This is a genomic window from Metabacillus herbersteinensis (assembly GCF_042433335.1).
Taxonomy (GTDB): Bacteria; Bacillota; Bacilli; order Bacillales; family Bacillaceae; genus Metabacillus; species Metabacillus herbersteinensis.
On the sequence record NZ_JBHLVO010000010.1, the window covers coordinates 1 to 19,147 of the forward strand.

Annotated in this window: 15 protein-coding genes and 1 pseudogene; 14 read left to right on the plus strand and 2 right to left on the minus strand. The window is 35.3% G+C overall.

Annotation, left to right across the window (positions count from 1 at the left end):
- Positions 1–177: 177 nt before the first annotated feature.
- The 9 genes from ACFFIX_RS13005 to ACFFIX_RS13045 all read left to right on the plus strand — a co-directional run bounded on the left by ACFFIX_RS13005 (position 178) and on the right by ACFFIX_RS13045 (position 11,906).
- Positions 178–738, plus strand: a complete 561-nt coding sequence (locus tag ACFFIX_RS13005) for a GNAT family N-acetyltransferase (protein WP_378934569.1) — start codon at positions 178–180, stop codon at positions 736–738.
- A 186-nt stretch (positions 739–924) separates the two neighbouring features.
- Positions 925–1,518, plus strand: a complete 594-nt coding sequence (locus tag ACFFIX_RS13010; RefSeq protein ID WP_378934571.1) for a dienelactone hydrolase family protein — start codon at positions 925–927, stop codon at positions 1,516–1,518.
- A 1,567-nt stretch (positions 1,519–3,085) separates the two neighbouring features.
- Complete coding sequence (locus ACFFIX_RS13015; protein ID WP_378934573.1) at positions 3,086–4,870, plus strand: LytS/YhcK type 5TM receptor domain-containing protein; 1,785 nt, start codon at positions 3,086–3,088, stop codon at positions 4,868–4,870.
- On the plus strand, positions 4,848–5,594 hold the full coding sequence (locus ACFFIX_RS13020) for a LytR/AlgR family response regulator transcription factor (RefSeq protein WP_378934575.1): 747 nt from the start codon (positions 4,848–4,850) through the stop codon (positions 5,592–5,594). The genes ACFFIX_RS13015 and ACFFIX_RS13020 overlap by 23 nt, the downstream gene beginning before the upstream one ends.
- 380 nt (positions 5,595–5,974) lie before the next feature.
- Positions 5,975–7,279 (plus strand): MFS transporter, encoded by a 1,305-nt coding sequence (locus tag ACFFIX_RS13025; protein WP_378934577.1) that lies wholly within the window; start codon positions 5,975–5,977, stop codon positions 7,277–7,279.
- Between the two features lie 117 nt (positions 7,280–7,396).
- Positions 7,397–8,650 (plus strand): allantoate deiminase, encoded by a 1,254-nt coding sequence (gene allC / locus ACFFIX_RS13030; protein WP_378934579.1) that lies wholly within the window; start codon positions 7,397–7,399, stop codon positions 8,648–8,650.
- 1,063 nt (positions 8,651–9,713) lie between these two features.
- Positions 9,714–10,463: a MeeY/MeeF family manganese export membrane protein gene (locus tag ACFFIX_RS13035; RefSeq protein WP_378934581.1), complete on the plus strand. Its 750-nt coding sequence runs from the start codon at positions 9,714–9,716 to the stop codon at positions 10,461–10,463.
- Positions 10,464–10,706: 243 nt separating this feature from the next.
- Positions 10,707–11,498 (plus strand): phosphotransferase, encoded by a 792-nt coding sequence (locus ACFFIX_RS13040; protein ID WP_378934583.1) that lies wholly within the window; start codon positions 10,707–10,709, stop codon positions 11,496–11,498.
- 105 nt (positions 11,499–11,603) lie between these two features.
- Positions 11,604–11,906, plus strand: a complete 303-nt coding sequence (locus tag ACFFIX_RS13045) for a hypothetical protein (RefSeq protein WP_378934585.1) — start codon at positions 11,604–11,606, stop codon at positions 11,904–11,906.
- 6 nt (positions 11,907–11,912) lie between these two features.
- Here the strand turns inward: ACFFIX_RS13045 and ACFFIX_RS13050 are convergent, their stop codons facing one another.
- Both ACFFIX_RS13050 and ACFFIX_RS13055 read right to left on the minus strand, forming a co-directional pair.
- Positions 11,913–12,134, minus strand: a complete 222-nt coding sequence (locus ACFFIX_RS13050) for a GNAT family N-acetyltransferase (protein ID WP_378934843.1) — start codon at positions 12,132–12,134, stop codon at positions 11,913–11,915.
- 140 nt (positions 12,135–12,274) lie between these two features.
- Positions 12,275–13,144: a LysR family transcriptional regulator gene (locus ACFFIX_RS13055; RefSeq protein ID WP_378934845.1), complete on the minus strand. Its 870-nt coding sequence runs from the start codon at positions 13,142–13,144 to the stop codon at positions 12,275–12,277.
- Between the two features lie 148 nt (positions 13,145–13,292).
- On the opposite strand from ACFFIX_RS13055, the gene ACFFIX_RS13060 reads away from it, so the two are divergent.
- The 5 genes and pseudogenes from ACFFIX_RS13060 to ppsA all read left to right on the plus strand — a co-directional run bounded on the left by ACFFIX_RS13060 (position 13,293) and on the right by ppsA (position 19,114).
- Positions 13,293–13,811, plus strand: a complete 519-nt coding sequence (locus ACFFIX_RS13060) for a prolyl-tRNA synthetase associated domain-containing protein (RefSeq protein ID WP_378934587.1) — start codon at positions 13,293–13,295, stop codon at positions 13,809–13,811.
- A 17-nt stretch (positions 13,812–13,828) separates the two neighbouring features.
- On the plus strand, positions 13,829–14,731 hold the full coding sequence (locus ACFFIX_RS13065) for a DMT family transporter (protein WP_378934589.1): 903 nt from the start codon (positions 13,829–13,831) through the stop codon (positions 14,729–14,731).
- A gap of 541 nt (positions 14,732–15,272) precedes the next feature.
- Complete coding sequence (locus tag ACFFIX_RS13070) at positions 15,273–15,707, plus strand: VOC family protein (RefSeq protein WP_378934591.1); 435 nt, start codon at positions 15,273–15,275, stop codon at positions 15,705–15,707.
- A gap of 96 nt (positions 15,708–15,803) precedes the next feature.
- Positions 15,804–16,058 (plus strand): annotated as a pseudogene (locus tag ACFFIX_RS13075) (DNA alkylation repair protein); the annotation flags it as partial.
- Between the two features lie 440 nt (positions 16,059–16,498).
- On the plus strand, positions 16,499–19,114 hold the full coding sequence (gene ppsA / locus ACFFIX_RS13080; protein WP_378934593.1) for a phosphoenolpyruvate synthase: 2,616 nt from the start codon (positions 16,499–16,501) through the stop codon (positions 19,112–19,114).
- Positions 19,115–19,147 lie beyond the last annotated feature (33 nt).

The window sequence follows — 19,147 nt, forward strand, 5'->3', positions numbered from 1 at the left end:
TAAGATTTTGAGTTTAGAGTGGTTTCTATATTCAATCTTACTGAGGAGCTCTTTTTTTATCAAAGTCAATAATTAACTCTCTACAGGAATGCTAACGGCGCAGAATACTTGAATAAGAGGAATTTAAAGGAAGATGCTGAATTTAAAAAGAATGTTTTATTTTTGAGGGGGGGAATTATGATTTATAGTCAAACGGACAAAACAATAGAAACGAATAGATTACTTCTACGTTTATTTAAAGAAACTGATGCACCAGAGGTTACAAGGCTTTGTAACAATTACAATCTATATAAAAACACTTTATATTTACCGTATCCATATTCGCAAGTGGATGCATTATCTTGGATAAATAATCATCTTGATAACTTTAATGATAATAAGTATTTTGAATTTGCTATTACCGATAAGGTTATGGGAAAGATATACGGTGCAATAGCATTATCTAACCATCAAAAATTTAATAACGGTGAACTTGCTTATTGGGTTGGAGAAGATCATTGGGGAAATGGCTATGCTACGGAGGCGGCTAAAGCTATACTCGAATTTGCTTTTATTGAAAAGCAATACCATAAAGTATTTGCTCGTTATTTTCACTCAAATCCAGCTTCAGGAAGAGTTATAGAAAAAATAGGAATGAAAAAAGAAGGTGTTTTAAGAGGTCACGTTATGAAGGAAAACGAATATATAGACCTTGTTTATTATGGAATTCTAAAAGATGAAGCTAATTTATTCAACTAACGGGTGCGTTTCTTTAAGAAGGAATGTGATATTTATAATATATTATGGAGGAGATCAGTAAGATTACTTTCTAAATTGATTGTGAATTATTGCACTTAAACTAACGTGGCAGGTTAGTGGAAGAAGGAATGATATAATTTGGTATTAATATGTATAAATTGAGTATCAGTTCAAGGGGGCTACAAAATGATTCAAATAAATAAAAAGTCTGGTACTGTTATCATTGTTATACACGAAATTTATGGAATTAACCAACATATGAAGAGTTTTTGTGAATTACTATCAAAACAGAGTTTTGATGTCATTTGTCCAAATTTTTTAGAATCAGAGACACCTTTTGATTATTCTCAAGAGGAAGATGCTTACAATAATTTTATGGAGAACATAGGATTCACTCACGTTATACATAAAATAAAAGATATATTATTAGATGTTAAAGATGAATACCAAAAAATATTTATCATTGGGTTCAGTGTAGGGGCAACTGTTGCTTGGTTATGTAGTGAGGAAGAATGTGTCGATGGAATAGTTGGATACTATGGTTCACGTATTCGGGATTATGTAGAATTAATACCACAATGTCCTACAATGCTATTCTTTCCGAAAGAAGAACAATCATTTAATGTGGACGAGTTAATTTTAACTTTAGATAAAAAGAATATCGAATTACATAAATTTAACGGAACGCACGGATTCAGTGACCCCTACTCTCCAAAATATAATGTAAAATCTGCACAAAAAGCATTTAGCGAATTGGTGAATTTTATTGTGAAACATTAATTAAATTAACTAAGGTGTTATTAAGCTACCGGGTGCTTTACTTTAATAAAGAGTAAAACATTTTTTCTTATTCAAGTATTCAACTTTAAAGACGCAGTTTAGTTCAATAAGATATCCTTAAAACCATTCGCCCTGGGACACCTTTTGAAGATGCGGAGTTCTTTTATTTTATCTTTCAAATTCTTGAGAATCGGAGATTTCGTAATAATACTCGATAGCAGCTCGGGTCTCATCTTCATTTTTGTATGGGCCAACACTCCAAACTTCTGCCGGTAACCATCACTGTTATTTCTGTAGTGATATGCACCAGGAGAATATTTCGAAACTTGTGTGCTTGATTTTATACTGTTAAGTAGTTTGAATTTGTAGTCTTTATCCAAAGTATACACGAGATAAATTTTCCTCACAATTCATACCCCCTTACAAAATAGAAAAAAAAGACCCCGCAGACCAAGCACTCCAAACAAAAGGATGGTTCTTCTCGCTAATTAAACTAGCCCTATTATTTAACCATATATAGACAAAATAAACATCAGGATTTTCCAATGGTTGGTTCATATGCCAGCTTCTTATTGAACTAAAGAAGCAGAATACTTGAAAAAGGAAATTCTAGCTTCTTAATAGAAGAATGTTTATTGTAAGCCGTATAAATAGTGATATTGAATATATCCCCTCAAGATATTGAGATTACAATTTTTGAAACACCAAAACATACTGGGGAATAAGGGGATTACCTGGGGATGAGTCACTGAATTATAAAGGTAATGTATAAAAGTACGAGGTGGTCAATTAGTGACGGCCTTTAAGCTTCTTCAGAAGCAGAATTGATTTATCAACGTTATATGAAATCCTGCATAAACGATAAAAAACACAAAAAGCGATTCCCTTGATATAGAAGGGTTTCGCTTTTTTCATACTTCTTAAAATTATTATCTTATAAACTAAAATCAGTGGAGTGTACCAAATGAATTTTTCCATTATGAAGTATTTAGTCCAGTATCCTTTCTAGAGGAAGCAGAATAGAAATGTTATCAAAGTAAGCCTGTATCCAATTCGGATTTTTCAGAATTAAAAACGCTCTGAGAAAAATAAAGAATGTTTGAGAGTAAAAGAGACGACATTTTTATGAGGGGCATTTGGGGGAAGGTACAAGATTTTTAAATTATCTCGTTTTATTGATATTTTAGCATCGTGGTTATTTGATACCTTTAGTATCAGATGATGTATGGATGAAAATTATATACTTCAAACGAAACTTTAAACAATGAATCGATAATGATCCAAGTTTAGTAGAGCGTTGGCATAATTCCCGGATGTATTAACCATTCCCAAAACAGAAACTAATATCATTCTAAGACCACTGCTAATAAATTTGATACCGCTTTCATAAATCCACTAGAAACTGTGTTAAAGTAGAATAAATGGAAGTAATGTTTTCCAACATTCCAGGGTAGAGGAATTGGCGAGAAATCTAAAAATAGTGAGAAAATACGTGTTACTATATGATTTAGTTTATTAAATAATGATTTTCCTTGCTTCTAAGAAGAAAAATCTAGGAGTAGTTTCTATGTTGGATCTAATCTATCAAATGATTTGGCGAATGTGCATGATTGTTACGATTGCTTTCTTGATTACACGACTCAATGTTTTTCGCCAAATGATTAACCAGCGATTAAGCTGGAGTGGTAAATTGATTATGGTTTTTGTTTTCGGTATATTCGGAATAATCGGAAATTACACGGGTGTTGTTATCCATCCTGATGTTTCTAAAATACCATTAGGTTATTCTGAACATAGTATTGAATCATTTACAGCCATTGCTGATACCCGCAATATTGGTGTTATAATAGGCGGTATCCTTGGCGGCCCAGCAGTAGGTATTGGGGCTGGAATGATCGCAGGCGGACATCGTTTTCTTTTAGGCGGGTTTATTAGTACGGCAACTCTCATTCTAACAGTATTAGGGGGATTCATTGCTGGTTGGATCAATTGGAAAATTACTTATAAGGAAAGAATTCAGCCAACCCTTATTCTCATGATAGGTGTCCTCATCTTATTAATCCAAATTATTTTAGTTCCTGTATTTACTGAATCCCATAAAGTTGCTTTCCAATTAATCAAGTTTTCAGGATTACCAATCATCATTGTAAATGGAATTGGAATTTGGATCTGTGCGTTAATCTTTTATAGTGTTATACGTGAGGAAGAAAAAACAAAAGCGATACAGACTCAGAAGGCTTTATTTATTGCAAATAAAACATTGCCATTTTTTCGTCAAGGCTTAAATGAATACTCTTGCGAAAAGGTTGCGCGAATATTATGTACATACACAAATGCAGATTATGTAGCTATTACTGATATTACTGACGTTTTGGCTCATATAGGAAATAGGAAGATCTATGACCACCTCCTGCAGGTAAATGACCAAGATGCAACGAAACAAGTACTTCAAACAGGAGAAATACTTACTTTAAAGTCCATGAGTGAGTTGAGTATTAATAATTCCCAGTGTCCAATAAAAGCAATCATTATTGTCCCATTGCTTGTTCAGGAGAAGCCTGTGGGCACCTTGAAGTTGTATTATACAAGTCCTTATAAACTTAATGATGCAGAACAAGAGCTAGCGGAAGGGTTAAAGGTGTTATTTTCCACACAGTTAGCAATAGGGGAGATTGAAAGTCATAAGGCTTTACTGCAGAATGCAAAAATAAAAGCATTACAAGCGCAAATCCACCCTCATTTTCTTTTTAATTCTATTAATGTCATTGTCGCTCTTTGTAAAAGAGATCCTCTCTTTGCTAGGAAACTTCTCATTCAATTAAGTACCTTTCTTCGTAATAATACGAGTGCGACAACACAGACCTTAATACCTATTGAGAAAGAAATGGAAAGTGTAATGGCGTATTTCTCCTTAGAACAAGCCCGTTTTCCCGAGCGATATACCCTTAAAACGACTATACATCCTAGTATGGAAACGGCAATGATTCCCCCCTTTACCATACAACCTCTTGTTGAAAACGCAATCGTTCATGGATTTTCAGAACGATCTAAAAATGAAACAATTGAAATTACTATATTAAACGAAGGAGATTTCCTCAAAATTTCAATTGAAGATAATGGGATAGGAATTCCAAGAGAAAGGCTGCGGCTCTTAGGTAGCAAGGCAATTGGATCAAATAAAGGGACTGGGATCGCGATACAAAATATAAGGGAGAGGCTATCATTAGTGTTTGGCACTGAGGCTATTTTCTCTATAAAAAGTCAGGTGAATAAAGGAACAATCATATCAATTATGGCTCCGCTTCAATATGAAAGGATGGAGGAGTATCGTGATAAAAGCTTACTTGGTTGAAGATGAGTTATTTGCTAGAGAGTACCTTAAAGACTCACTTCTTGAAAGCAAAAAAGTAGAGATAGCAGGGGAAGCGGATGATATAGAAAAAGCTATTTGGGAAATTCAACAATTACAGCCCGAAGTTGTTTTTTTAGACATTCATTTGGCAAAAGGAAATGGGATTGAATTAGCTAAACAACTTCATTCATTAAAAAAACCGCCTTTCGTTGTTTTTGTAACCGCTTTTGATGAGTATGCTTTAACAGCTTTCGAACTCGATGCAGTAGATTATATTTTAAAACCATTTGATGAAAAAAGAATTGAACACACATTAGAAAAAATAATAAAGTGGAAGCAATTAAAGACAAATGATGACCGACCACAGCCTGTAAAAGAAATAAAGCCGGACAAAAGTGTTAATAAGCTAGCAGTAGTCAAAGATGAACGAATCATTTTTTTAGATATCCATAACATTATTTATATTGGAACAGAAAATCGGCAAGTATTTGTGAAAACAGTAAATGATAAGTACGTAATTGATACTCTTCTATATGAAATAGAACAAAAATTGGATAGTTATTCCTTTTTAAGAGTGCATCGTGGGTACATCATCAACCTTGAATATGTTAATGAAATAGAACAATGGTTTAATGGTACCTATAATTTAATTTTTTCTGATGGTTCTAAAGCACCGGTTAGCCGATCCTATATAAAAACAGTTCGCCAATGCTTAGGTTTTTAATCCATTATTTCGTTTTTTGCTGTGAAAATTGAAGAGGCTTATCTATAAAAAACTGACGTAAACTTACGTCAGTTTTTTTGCGTCTGTACACATTTTAGATTCTACCAATAAAACATGAAATACAAAGCAAGAAGAATTTCTGGATATAAGTGATGCTTTTCGTTCCTATATGAAAGCATTTTACTACTAAATAAATACAATTCGTTTTTAATTTAACAAAATGTACAAGGGATTATATATCATTTAACTTACGGAATAGTAGAAATAGTCTGAAAATGGTAAAGAAGGGGCTGATAGGGTCAGAATTATTTATTATCCCTAATATGAAAGCGCTTTATTTATAGGTGCAAATTATGTGAAAAACACGAGGAGGTATTTAAATGAATGATCAATTGCAAGAACAGCCAAAGAAAAAATGGAAGGTTCGTTATTCAGTTTTATTAGTATTATGGTTATGCTGGTTATTTTCATTCCTGGATCGAATGGTTATCACTATTGCCTTACCTTTTATCGGGGAAGATCTTAACTTAAATACAACAGCTCAAGGATTATTATTAAGTATGTTCTTTGCTGGTTACGCCTTGTTTCAGATTCCGGGCGGGATGTTATCAGATAAATTTGGTTTCCGTCGTGTAGTGAGTGTTGCTATTATTTGGTGGTCTATTTTTACATCTTTAACGGGGTTTATTTTCTCTTATCCTCTTTTGTTATTGCTTCGTTTTGTCTTCGGTTTAGGTGAAGCTTGCTTACCGGGTGGATCATACAAAGCAATTGCTACCTACTTCCCTAGTAAGCAACGGGGAACAGCTACTGGAATTCAGTCAACAGTTAATACGTTAGGACCGGCTCTTGCGGCTATTACTGCAGCAGCAATTATTGGAGTTTTTGGATGGCGTGTTGTCTTTATTGTAATGGGGATTCCAGGACTAGCAATCGGAATTTATATTTGGTTAAAGTTTAAAGATAATCCAAAGGATCACCCTAAAATGACCAAAGAGGAACTTGCAGAGTTAGATGAAGATGTAGAGGAAAAGGCTTCTAAAAAGAAGAAATCTGATGTATCTTTCAAAGAACTCTTAAAAAAACCAATTTTATGGCAAATGGCGCTTATTTGGTTCTTCTTTGATATTACGTTTTGGGGCTTCACGTCTTGGCTTCCTTCTTATCTGATCAACGAAAAAGGTCTTTCTCTTATGGACACAGGTATCTTTAGTGCATTACCATATTTAGTGGGTACAGTTGCAATCGTTCTTGGAGGGTATATATCAGATAAAGTAAAAGTAAATAGAAAATGGGTGTTTATACCTAACGCACTAGCTGGTGGTGTCGCATTATATTTCATGTTACAAGCTTCCTCATTAACAATGGTTATCGTTTGCCAATGTCTTGCAGCATTCTTTATGTTCATGGCCCAAGGAGGATTCTGGGCGCTTGTTGTTGATTCTCTTCCAGCAAAAATTATGGCATCCGGTTCAGCGACGGTTAACTGTTTTGGATCTATTGCAGGTTTCATTTCTCCTTTCTTAATGGGATACATGATCCAAACTAGTGGATCATACAATTCATCTTTTATCATGATGATTTTGGCACTTGTTGTAGCAGCTTTAATTGCATTGTCTATTAGTGGAAAGTCAAAAGAAGAAACAGTAACTTTATCGTCAGAACTTGGAGCTGAAGCTCAATAATGTAAGAACACAATACCTTATCAAAAATCTGATGCATTTTAAAACGGGTCTTATTATTAATAAGTATTAGATCCATTGCTTCTTTCTCAATGAACCATTAGAAAGTAGGAGGATAATATGATAAAGACATGTCAGCTTGACCTTGAAAAAGAACTTGTAAGACTGTTAGATTGGTTGGGGGGATTTGGCAAGGATTCTGAAGGAGGAACTACTCGATTTCTTTATTCGCCTGAATGGACAGAGGCACAACAAGGGCTTGAAAACTTAATGAAAGAAGAAGGTTTTCGGGTACAGTATGATGAAGTGGGAAATCTATTTGGACGATTAGAAGGAACTACATATCAGAATGAAACCGTATTGACAGGCTCTCATGTTGATACAGTTAAAAATGGTGGATCCTATGATGGTCAATTAGGGATTGTAGCCGGTTTTCTTGCTCTGAAATATTTGAAAGAGACTTACGGACAACCATTACGTAATCTAGAAGTAGTTTCAATGGCTGAAGAAGAAGGTAGCCGTTTTCCTTATACATTCTGGGGATCTAAAAATATTACAGGAACAGCTAAACGCTCAGAAGTTGAAAACATAACAGATATTAATGGTATTTCTTTTGTTGAAGCAATGAAAGAGGCAGGTTTTGGTTTCCGAGATGAGTCTAGAGAAATTCGTAAAGATGTGAGAGCCTTTATCGAGCTACATGCAGAGCAGGGAGGAGTATTAGAAATCGAACAAACTCCTATCGGCATTGTTCAGTATATCGTTGGGCAACGTCGTTTTACAATTGAAGTTAGTGGTGAAGCCAACCATGCAGGCACAACGCCGATGGGTTATCGTAAAGATGCAATGATTGCAGCGAGTCGAATGATTACTGCCATTAATGATATTGCAGTGAAATATGGTGATCCCCTAGTTGCTACAGTTGGTAAAGTAGAAGTAAAACCAAACATTGTTAATGTTGTTCCAGGAAAAGTGATTTTTACAATCGACTGTCGTCATACTCATAATAACGAATTGGTAAAGGCTACTGAGGAAATACAAGAGACTATAAAAAAAATTGCGGAACAAACTGGAGTGAATCTTGATATCGATCTTTGGATGGATGCTGTTCCTGTTCCAATGGATGAACGACTAGTTAAAATGTTTCAAGGACAATGTGAGAAAAACGACTTAAGCTATAAATTGATGCATAGTGGCGCAGGGCATGATGCGCAAATTATGGCTGAGCTTGCTCCAACCGCGATGTTATTTGTTCCGAGTCACAAGGGGATCAGTCACTCTCCTATAGAATTTACTGAACCAAAAGACTTAGCAGAAGGTGTGAAAGCTTTAATCGGCGTATTATTCGAATTAGGATATAAGGAAGAACTATAATATACCCTTTCAATTAAATACCAACTGAGGGCTTAAACGAAGAAAACTGCAGACGTACTTGTCTGCAGTTTTCCTATTTTAGCAATAAAATTTCAAGGCTTCTCCAGCATTGCCATAAAGTTTGAGATAGGTTGTTATTTGATTTTCCTTCCTAATTTTACTAATTCAAGGTGTCAGTCGTCAGAGCTCCGACGGTAATTTCAAAGGATAATATGTAGTTGGCTTCAGGGATACTGTATAGGACATTCTTAGGCAAGACGGTAACAGCAATGTTTAATAGAATCCGTAGCCCACTCAAGCATATTGCAGTCATCGATTACGATTGGAAGGATAACCTTCATGCAATTTGTAACTATTGCGACAAAGCAATACTAAAGATACCATTTATAACAGGATTGGGAAAATAACCTATTCCTTTACCAACAGAAGTTTTAACTGTTTTTCACCTAGATCCTTTCCTGTAACGGAAGAAATCTCAAACCAAGTTCCGGTTGTTGTAATTAAAATAATAAAATAAAAGAAAGCCATCGTAAAGAAAGAGCGTGTTTTGAAAATTGATCAAAATACGCTTTTAATATATTTAATTGAAGCATTCTTTTATAAAAAAGTTTGATTATTTTTGTGACCATTATTCCATTAAAGCCCGATTGTGGAACAACCCATCAATTTAAACGACTTTATTGTTACATCTATAAGGTGTTATTCAGCAATTGCACCAAAAATTAAACAACTTTATTGTCATTACACAGTAATTTGTCTAAAGGACTTTTTATGGTAAAAATAACATAGTGATATTCCGGAAAAAGGCCATTTTCTTGAATAAGAGAAGGGTTTCGTGTATTTGGCCAGATTGTGGCACAACACCTTTAATGAAAATTGGATATCTATGTTACAGTTTAGAAGAGATTGTGAAGGATTGTACTTAAACTAATGTGGTAGAAGAGTTGAATAAGGAAGTGGATATAATGGGACAATATTGGAAAAGTAAAGGACAAATTTCACTTAAAGTTTCTACAAATTATTCACTTAATAAAATATTTTAAATAATTTTTAGGAGGATAATATGGAACTATCTTTATTATTAGAGTATGGCTGGGTTTTAATTATGTTGATTCTTTTAGAGGGTTTATTATCTGCTGATAATGCTTTAGTTTTAGCTATAATAGCAAAGCATTTACCAGAAGAACAGCAAAAAAAAGCTATTAATATTGGTTTGCTATTAGCTTTTATATTTAGAATTGGTGCAATTTTTATTATTTCGTTCCTTTTCCACGTTTGGCAAGTTCAAGCTATTGGGGCTGCTTATTTAATTTTCATCGCTTTAAAACATTTACTAAAAAGGCACGACGAAGAAAAAGAGAAAATAGGGAAAAGCTATCGTATGACTGTTGCTCAAATTGCATTAGCAGATATCGCATTCGCTGTTGATTCTATTTTAGCAGCAGTAGCTCTTGTCATTGACTTGCCTGATACGCCTATGGGTGATATTGGTGGTATGGATGGGGCTAAATTTATTGTTATTATAATAGGTGCAATTGCAGGTTTAATTGTTATTCGATATGCAGCAGGATTCTTCGTTAAGTTATTGACAAAACGCCCTAGTCTTGAAAAAGCCGCAATGTTATTAGTTGGTTGGGTTGGGGTTAAGTTATTAATGCATACTCTTGCTCATCCTTCAGTGCACATTGTTTCTCATGATTTTGTCGAAGGAGTAATTTGGAAGTCAATCTTTTGGTCAGTTATGCTTCTTATTGCTTTAGGTGGTTGGTTTTTATCTAAAGAGAAACCAGAAGAAACTAATGAAGAAAAATAATTATAAAAAATCCCTACGATATTTTTAGTCCTAATAATTAATTGGAGATTTATTCAAAGGTTGACCTTATAATACGAAAGGGCGCTTATCCAGAACAAGGATAGCGTCTTTATTAATGTAATAGAGTATTGTGTTAATCGCTTGATTTTGAAACAATTTGAATTAAGCAATTGAGCAGGTTAGTTGAACAAACAGGATTTTTTTTACGGTTTATAGAAAGTCATTTTAGGGAGGGATATTTAGATGTCAAACCATAAAAACGAAGAAATGTTAACAGGAGGGAATGTCTCTAACGTTTATCGTTCGGGAGATACTGTGCGACGAGAATTAAAACCAGATAGTCCCAAAATTCATAAGCTATTAAAGCATTTGGAGAACAAAGGTTTCAGTTATGCACCAGAGTTTTTAGGTATTGATGAAAAAGGAAGAGAGATATTATCATTTATTGAAGGAGAATCTGGTATTTATCCTTTAAAAGAATACATGTGGTCTGATGATGTCTTAATAGAAATAGCGAAAATGCTCCGTCTTTATCATGATTCTGTGAGTGATTTTTTAGTTGATGATAGCTGGCAATCGATAGATAACACCCCTCAACAATTTGAGGTACTATGCCATAATGATTTTGCAATATACAACATTATTTTTAATCATGAAAGACCAATAGGAATTATTGATTTTGATGTTGCTGGACCTGGTCCAAGACTTTGGGACATAGCTTATACTCTTTATACTTGCGTCCCCTTAAGTAGATTTTATCTTTCGGAATCAGGTGAGAAAGTTTATTATAATTCATTACAGCATGCTAACCTTATAAAGCAAAGAGTTAGATTGTTTTTTGAATCTTACGGTGAGGGAATAGAAGAAGACTATTTGGGAATGGTATTGCTACGATTAGAAGGGTTATGTAAAACAATTACAAGAAAAGCCAGTGAAGGTGACATTGCTTTTCAAAAGATGATAGATGAAGGGCATCTTGAACATTATCAAAATGATATTAAATTCATTCGTGAACATGGAAAAGAGTGGATTTAAGGGTAGGTTCTTGTTGAACTAACGGAACCTTCATTACTAACAATAAGTATACGTAAATTAATGAAAGGTAATTACCTGATAATATTAATTAGGATGTGATATTTAATGTTGAGATGTGCCTGGTGTATGAAAAAATTTAATGATGATAAACCAGTATTTGGATTAAGTGTTAAGTTTGCTGAATGCGTAGGTTTCTCGAATATTGAAGGTACGATCACTCAAATAAAGCTACAGACTCGTAATACTAGTGTTCCTATGAATGTAACAGCTAGTGACTCAGAAGCAAAGAAGCAAGGAACTGATGGTATATTTGCTATATGTAGTGAGAGATGTGGAGAGAAAATGAAAGATACCGTTACAAAGGAATTAACAATGTTCAAAGAGTTTAAAGATATTTCTCTAAATTAAAAGAAACTAAAAATGAGAATAACTCAACAATGGAGCCAAGAAGATAGTGCTTTTTTGACTGTCCGAACTCCCTAAGGTTATAAATGTTTTTAATAACTTCTTCCCGTACCCTGGCCCCTTAAGAGATTCATCTACCCATAAGAAATCAATATTTAATTTATACCAAAAAATTGTTCCTGTTATGCCACCTAAAACCTTCTCACCTTCATCTCTAAGTATAAAACATATATTTTAAGTATAAGCAAGCGCGAACCACTGATTTATTTCATACAGACTGTCATGTGTGTTTAAGTAAGTGGAAACAGAAATCAGGATTAAAATGATGTGGTGTTTTAACAATGTGATTAAATGTTTCTCACCACACTTTTTCACTCCCTGTTTCTATATGATAAATATTCTAAAAATCTCTTGGACGCAAGGGGAAGTGATTTTTGCTCTCTCGTAGCAATACCAATATTTCTAAAAGCAGGAACTTCAAGCTCTTTCGCTATAATTTTGTGAGGAATACGCTGTAAAATCAATTCTGGTAATATACTGATTCCTAGCCCGTTTTCCACCATAGACATAATTGCATAGTCATCCCATGTTGTAAAATGAACTTGCGGTGAAATATGGTGCATCTCAAAAATTTCAGAGACTTCTGCTTTTGCTCCCTTTTCCAATAGCATAAACGGACTGTTCAATAAGTCGTTGATTGGAAACTTTTCGCAATTAGCAAGCGGATGATTTTGCGGAATCACTACCAGCAAACGGTCTTGCTCCATAAAGATAGTTTCAAATTCTGCTTTTGACGGTAGCCGCACAAATCCGAAGTCAACACGTCCATTTGAAATCCAGCTTTCAATTTCTGTATAATCACCAAGCAGAAGTTCAAAATCTATCTTTGGGTAATCCTTCTTAAAAATTCTAATAATGTTAGGGAGCCAATGGGTTGCTACGCTGGAAAATGTCCCAATACGAATCATCCCAGACTGCATATCGTGTAAGTCTTCGATATAAGTCATTAAAATTTCATGCTCATTACAGATTCGCTTTAATTGGGGCAGTAACTTTAAGCCATCCGAGGTTAAACTAATACCGGCACGTCCTCTTTCAAAAAGGGAAACCCCCCATTCTGTTTCTAAATCGTTAATCATACGGCTGATCCCAGACTGTGTATAGTCCAAGCTTTGAGCAGCTTTTGTAAAGCTACCCAATTCTACTACTTTGACAAACGCCATATATTTTTGGATATTCATACTCTTTTCCTTTCCCATCTGTTTTCGTCATACTTATCATGAGAAACATTCGTTTTTGTAATACATGTGAACATGATATGTTATTACTATCAAAAATTCAAGTTAGGAAAGGAAAAGGTATATAAAGATGTTTTTTGTGAGTGATATTATGGAAAAATCACCAGATAGCTATAAGTCTCCGCTACAAGAAATGGTCTACGAATCATTGACAAAGTTACAGATTTCATTTGAACGAGTAAATACAGATGAAGCAATTTCAATGGAGGACTGTATCGAGATCAATCAAAAATTGGATATGAAAATGGTAAAAACGCTGTTCCTCTGCAATAGTAAAAAGACAGAGTTTTATTTATTTATAACTACCGCAGATAAGCCATTCAAATCAAGGGATTTCAGCAATGCACTCGGCATTTCACGCGTATCCTTTGCTCCTGCGGAACTGATGGAAAGTATTCTGGGCGTAAAAATCGGTGCTGCTACTGTATTTGGCGTTTTAATGGACAAAGACAATCTTGTGCAAGTTGTTTTTGATAAGGACGTACTTTTGGAAGAATGGTATGGATGTAGCGATGGGACTACAACCGGATATATGAAGGTCAAAACAAAGGAGATCGTCAATAACTTCCTAACCTATACAAAGCACATTCCAACTGTGATTGAATTGTAAAATTCAGAAAAAGAATGGTGATTAAAGTGAAAAGTGCATATTTCAAATATATAGCCGCATTGCTCCTGTTTGGCTCCAACGGAATTGTTGCAAGTTATATTTTATTGAACAGCTATGAAATCGTTTTTTTGCGTACTTTGATAGGTATCATTTTTCTGATTTTAGTATTTGCACTATCTAAGCAGAAATTACAGTTTTGGAAAAACAAATCACACTTTTTGTATTTAGTAATTTCCGGCGTGGCAATGGGTACAAGCTGGATGTTTTTATTTGAAGCTTACTCACAAATAGGTGTAAGCATTGCCAGCCTTGCTTATTATTGCGGTCCTGTTATCGTCATGGTCCTTTCTCCCGTTATATTCAGGGAAAAGATGACAAGTGCCAAACTACTTGGATTTCTTGCTGTAATAATTGGAATGCTTTGCGTAAACGGGCAAGCTTTGTCACAGGATGGAAATTCTTGGGGATTGATATGTGGAATATTATCTGCAATCACATATGCCATTATGGTGGTTTTCAATAAAAAGGCAAAAAGCATAACAGGACTTGAAAATGCCATGTGCCAGTTATTTACTAGCTTTATAACGGTTACAATTTTTATCGGTTTAAAGCAAGGATTTTCAGTCAACATTATGCAAGGAAATCTGATACCCATACTGCTATTAGGCGTTGTATGTACTGGAATCGGTTGCTATCTTTATTTTTCTTCCATTGGTGGTTTGCCCGTTCAGACAGTGTCAATCCTCGGATATTTGGAGCCGCTGTCTGCATTGATTTTTTCAGCTGCCATTTTAGGAGAAAAGTTAAGTCTTGTGCAAATAGCCGGGGCTTTGTTGATTTTAGGAGGTGCAGCATTTGGAGAATTGTTTCGGTCTAAGAAAAACGAGCTAAGGGAAGAAAAAGGCAAAGTGGTATTGTGATGAGCAGCATGGGGAATGTTTCAAATGGTCATAGACGTTTGATGTCATTTGTCGGTTCCTGTCAATAAGCGGTAATAAGTAAGTAGTAATAGAAGCCCCTCTAAGTGAGGGGCTACTTCTTTATTTTAATACGATATGCTATATATCCATTCCCTTTGGCCGAAAAAACATTATTTAGATGTTGAAGAATTAGTTATTGAAACTGCAAATGCTATTATACGGCATAAATGATCATATCAAAGGCTATAAAAAAATTATTCAACCCTGATGGTATCACTATTTGCAAAGCGGTGGTGAATTCAATAACTTTAGGCATTATCCGCCAGATTGTTGAGGAACGTTTTCAGGAAATATGATATGCATAATTAAATAAAGAAAAAAATATTATGAGAGATCAAATATGTGATTATTAATCAAATAAAAGGTCAAGATATTTTAATATGGTATTTCCATACAAGTGAAATATGTGGTACCGTTACGAATGTATGTTCTGTGTATTGGATACATATGTTAAAAAATTGCAAAGAATAGGGTGTGTATTATGATATTAGGGGTTCAACCTTATTTAAGAATGAATGGTAATGGGAAAGAAGCTGTAAAGTTTTATGAAAATGCATTGGAGGCAGAAGTTCTGGGAGTTCAAACTTATGGAGAAATGCCTGAACACCCAGAATTCACTCTTCCTGTTGAAGCAAAAGACCGTGTAATGCATGCGAATTTAAGAGTTGGTAATACGTTTCTTATGCTATCTGATACATTCCCAGGTCAGCCATATCAACTTGGAACACAAGTTGATGTAGCTATCACCCTAAATGATGTGGAAAAATCAAACGAAGTATTTGAAAAACTACAGGAAGGTGGAGAAGCAGTCATGCCACTTCAAGAAACTTCCTGGAGTCCATCATATGGACAAGTAAAAGATAAATTCGGCATAACTTGGCAGATTTCAACCCTAGTAGAAGAAGACAATAGTTAATTACTTGAAAGCACCATTTTACTTAAGGCTAAATGGTGCTTTTTTATGATCAATTAGGGTCCTTTCCTCTTTAAATTGTTTTTTCTAAGACTTTGCAAGATTGCCAATATGCTTGAAAATGTGGAAAATATGATTCGCGATTCTCCAGAACGAACTAAATACGCTATGAATAATTTTATATACACAGTGGGGAATTCATATTTGCCGCTCCATGATAAGGGGGGCGAGACCCGCCCAGTAGAAGTCAAACGGGACAAGAAAAAAAGCAGCTTCCTACTCGCTACCGAAAGTATTCAAAAGGAAGTAGATAAAGGGCAGCTTGGTTTCAAACGCAAAAATGTAAGATGTTAAACCATTGCCTAGCATCGCGAACTATCTTCAATTATCGGGCGCTTTAATGGGGTAACGAAAAAAGCCCAAATTCTTAATATTAATACTAAGAAATTGGGCTTTTTAATATTGGAATTTCTTTTCCTTTGAATTTGCAACAATTATGGTCGTGTAAATACATTGATTAAAATGAGAAACTGTGGTAAATTTATATAGATACACACCGTTAATGGATATATGTATAAATTATCCCCATTTTAATTATACATCATAAAATCCTTTTCAGTCAACCCCTATTTTTATTTTTTTAAAGGAGTGTTTGATATGAACATGGAACTTCGCCAGGAGCAAGAACGAGTGGACAGCGTAATGGAAACAATTACAGAACAAAGGTTAATCAGATGAACAATTTTTGTCATATGATTCGTCTTGGTATTGAGCGATAAATGGGAGGGAAAGAAATGAAACCATATGTACTAGAGTTTCGGGAGATCGATAAAACGAGACAAATGGTGGTCGGTGGCAAAGGGATGAATTTGGGTGAATGTTCGAGGATTGAAGGAATACTTGTACCAGAGGGATTTTGTGTTACCACTGAGGCATATAAAAGAGTCATTGGGAAAAATGAGGAGCTTCATCAATTACTGGATCAACTAGCAGTTCAAAAAGTGGACGAACGAGAAAGAATTAGTGAAATTAGCAGGAAGATTCGTGAGCTGATTGAGGGGATCGAGATCGAGAAGGGGATCGAAGAAGATATCGATCGATGTCTCTTAAGTTTTGGTTTCGAGCATGCATATGCTGTTCGTTCAAGTGCTACAGCCGAGGATCTTCCATTTGCCTCCTTTGCTGGTCAACAGGATACCTATCTAAACATCAAAGGAAAAGATGCAATTTTACAACATATTAGTAAGTGCTGGGCTTCACTATTTACTGATCGTGCTGTGATTTATCGAATACAAAACGGATTTGACCATCGTAAGGTTTATCTGTCTGTTGTTATTCAAAGGATGATTTTTCCACAAGCTTCCGGAATACTATTTACAGCTGACCCAGTTACTTCAAACCGCAAGGTGTTGTCGATCGATGCTAGCTTTGGACTGGGTGAGGCACTTGTCTCTGGCATAGTGTCTGCGGACAATTATAAAGTGCAGGAAGGTAGGATTGTGGAGAAGACGATTTCTAGCAAAAAGTTGGCTATATATGCACGAAAAGAAGGCGGGACGGAGAAAAAGGAAATTGAGCTGCGTCAGCAGAATCTATCGACCTTGTCAGATAAGCAAGTGTTAGAGCTAGAACAGATCGGTAGAAAGCTTGAAGCGTATTTTGGATGTCCGCAAGATATTGAATGGTGTCTTGTTGACAATAAAATTTACATCGTTCAAAGCCGTCCCATCACTACTTTATACCCGATCCCTGAAGCGAATGATCAAGAAAATCACGTTTACGTATCTGTAGGTCATCAACAAATGATGACCGATCCCATGAAACCACTGGGATTGTCTTTTTTCCTGTTAACGACTCTTGCACCTATGCGTAAAGCTGGTGGAAGGTTGTTTGTTGATATCACACATAATCTGGCTTCACCTGTTAGCAGAGAAATTTTATTAGATACCCTGGGACAGTCCGATCCGCTCATAAAAGACGCACTTATGACCATAATAAAGCGAGGAGATTTTATAAAATCGTTACCAAATGATAAAAAAGAACTGAGTCCCAGTAAAAGCAATAAAGGTATGTCGTCTGTTGGTTTTCAAGCACAAATCGAAAACGATCCGACAATCGTTTCTGATTTGATTAAGAGTTGTCAAACATCGATAGAAGAGTTAAAACAAAACATCCAAACGAAATCAGGATCAGATTTATTTGATTTTATTCTAGAAGATATCCAGCAATTAAAGAAGATTTTATTTGACCCACAAAGTTTGGGTGTGATTATGGCTGCTATGGATGCTTCATCATGGATCAATGAAAAAATGAACAAGTGGTTAGGTGAAAAAAACGTAGCAGATACGCTTTCTCAATCTGTACCAAACAATATTACTTCGGAAATGGGTCTGGCGCTATTGGATGTCGCAGATGTGATTCGTCCTTATCCAGAAGTAATTGATTATTTACAACATGTAAAAGATAATAATTTTTTGGATGAACTGGTTAAGTTTGATGGTGGACAGGAAACCCAAGACGCTATCTATGATTATCTCAGCAAATACGGAATGCGATGTACCGGAGAAATCGATATTACTAAAACTCGTTGGAGCGAAAAACCAACTACACTTGTCCCTGTGATTCTTAGTAATATCAAAAACTTTGAGCCTAATGCTAGCAATCGGAAATTTGAGCAAGGGCGACAGGGAGCTTTGAAAAAAGAACAAGAGTTATTAGATCGAATGAAGCAATTACCGGATGGTGAACAAAAAGCCAAAGAAACAAAACGAATGATCGACCTAATCCGGAATTTCAGCGGGTTTAGGGAATATCCAAAATACGGCATGGTTAATCGCTACTTCGTTTATAAGCAGGCTTTACTGAAAGAAGCCGAACAACTCGTACAAGCCAACGTTATTCATGAAAAAGAAGATATATACTATCTCACTTTTGAAGAACTTCACGAAGTCGTACGCAAAAATAAACTAGATTACCAGATCATCAGCAAACGAAAAGACGAGTACAAATTATATGAAAAACTAACTCCACCACGTGTTATCACGTCTGATGGTGAAATCATTGTAGGTGAGTACAAACGAGAAAATCTCCCAGCCGAAGCTATTGTAGGTCTACCTGTTTCTTCCGGAGTTATAGAGGGACGAGCACGTGTCATCTTAAACATGGAAGATGCTGATCTAGAAGATGGAGATATATTAGTCACCTCCTTTACTGACCCTAGCTGGACACCATTGTTTGTATCCATAAAAGGCCTAGTCACCGAAGTTGGTGGACTGATGACCCATGGAGCAGTTATCGCACGTGAATATGGCTTACCAGCAGTTGTTGGGGTGGAAAATGCTACCAAACTGATAAGAGACGGGCAACGAATTCGCGTGCATGGAACAGAAGGGTATATCGAAATACTATAATTCAACACGATGAAAATTGAGTGAATGCCCCAA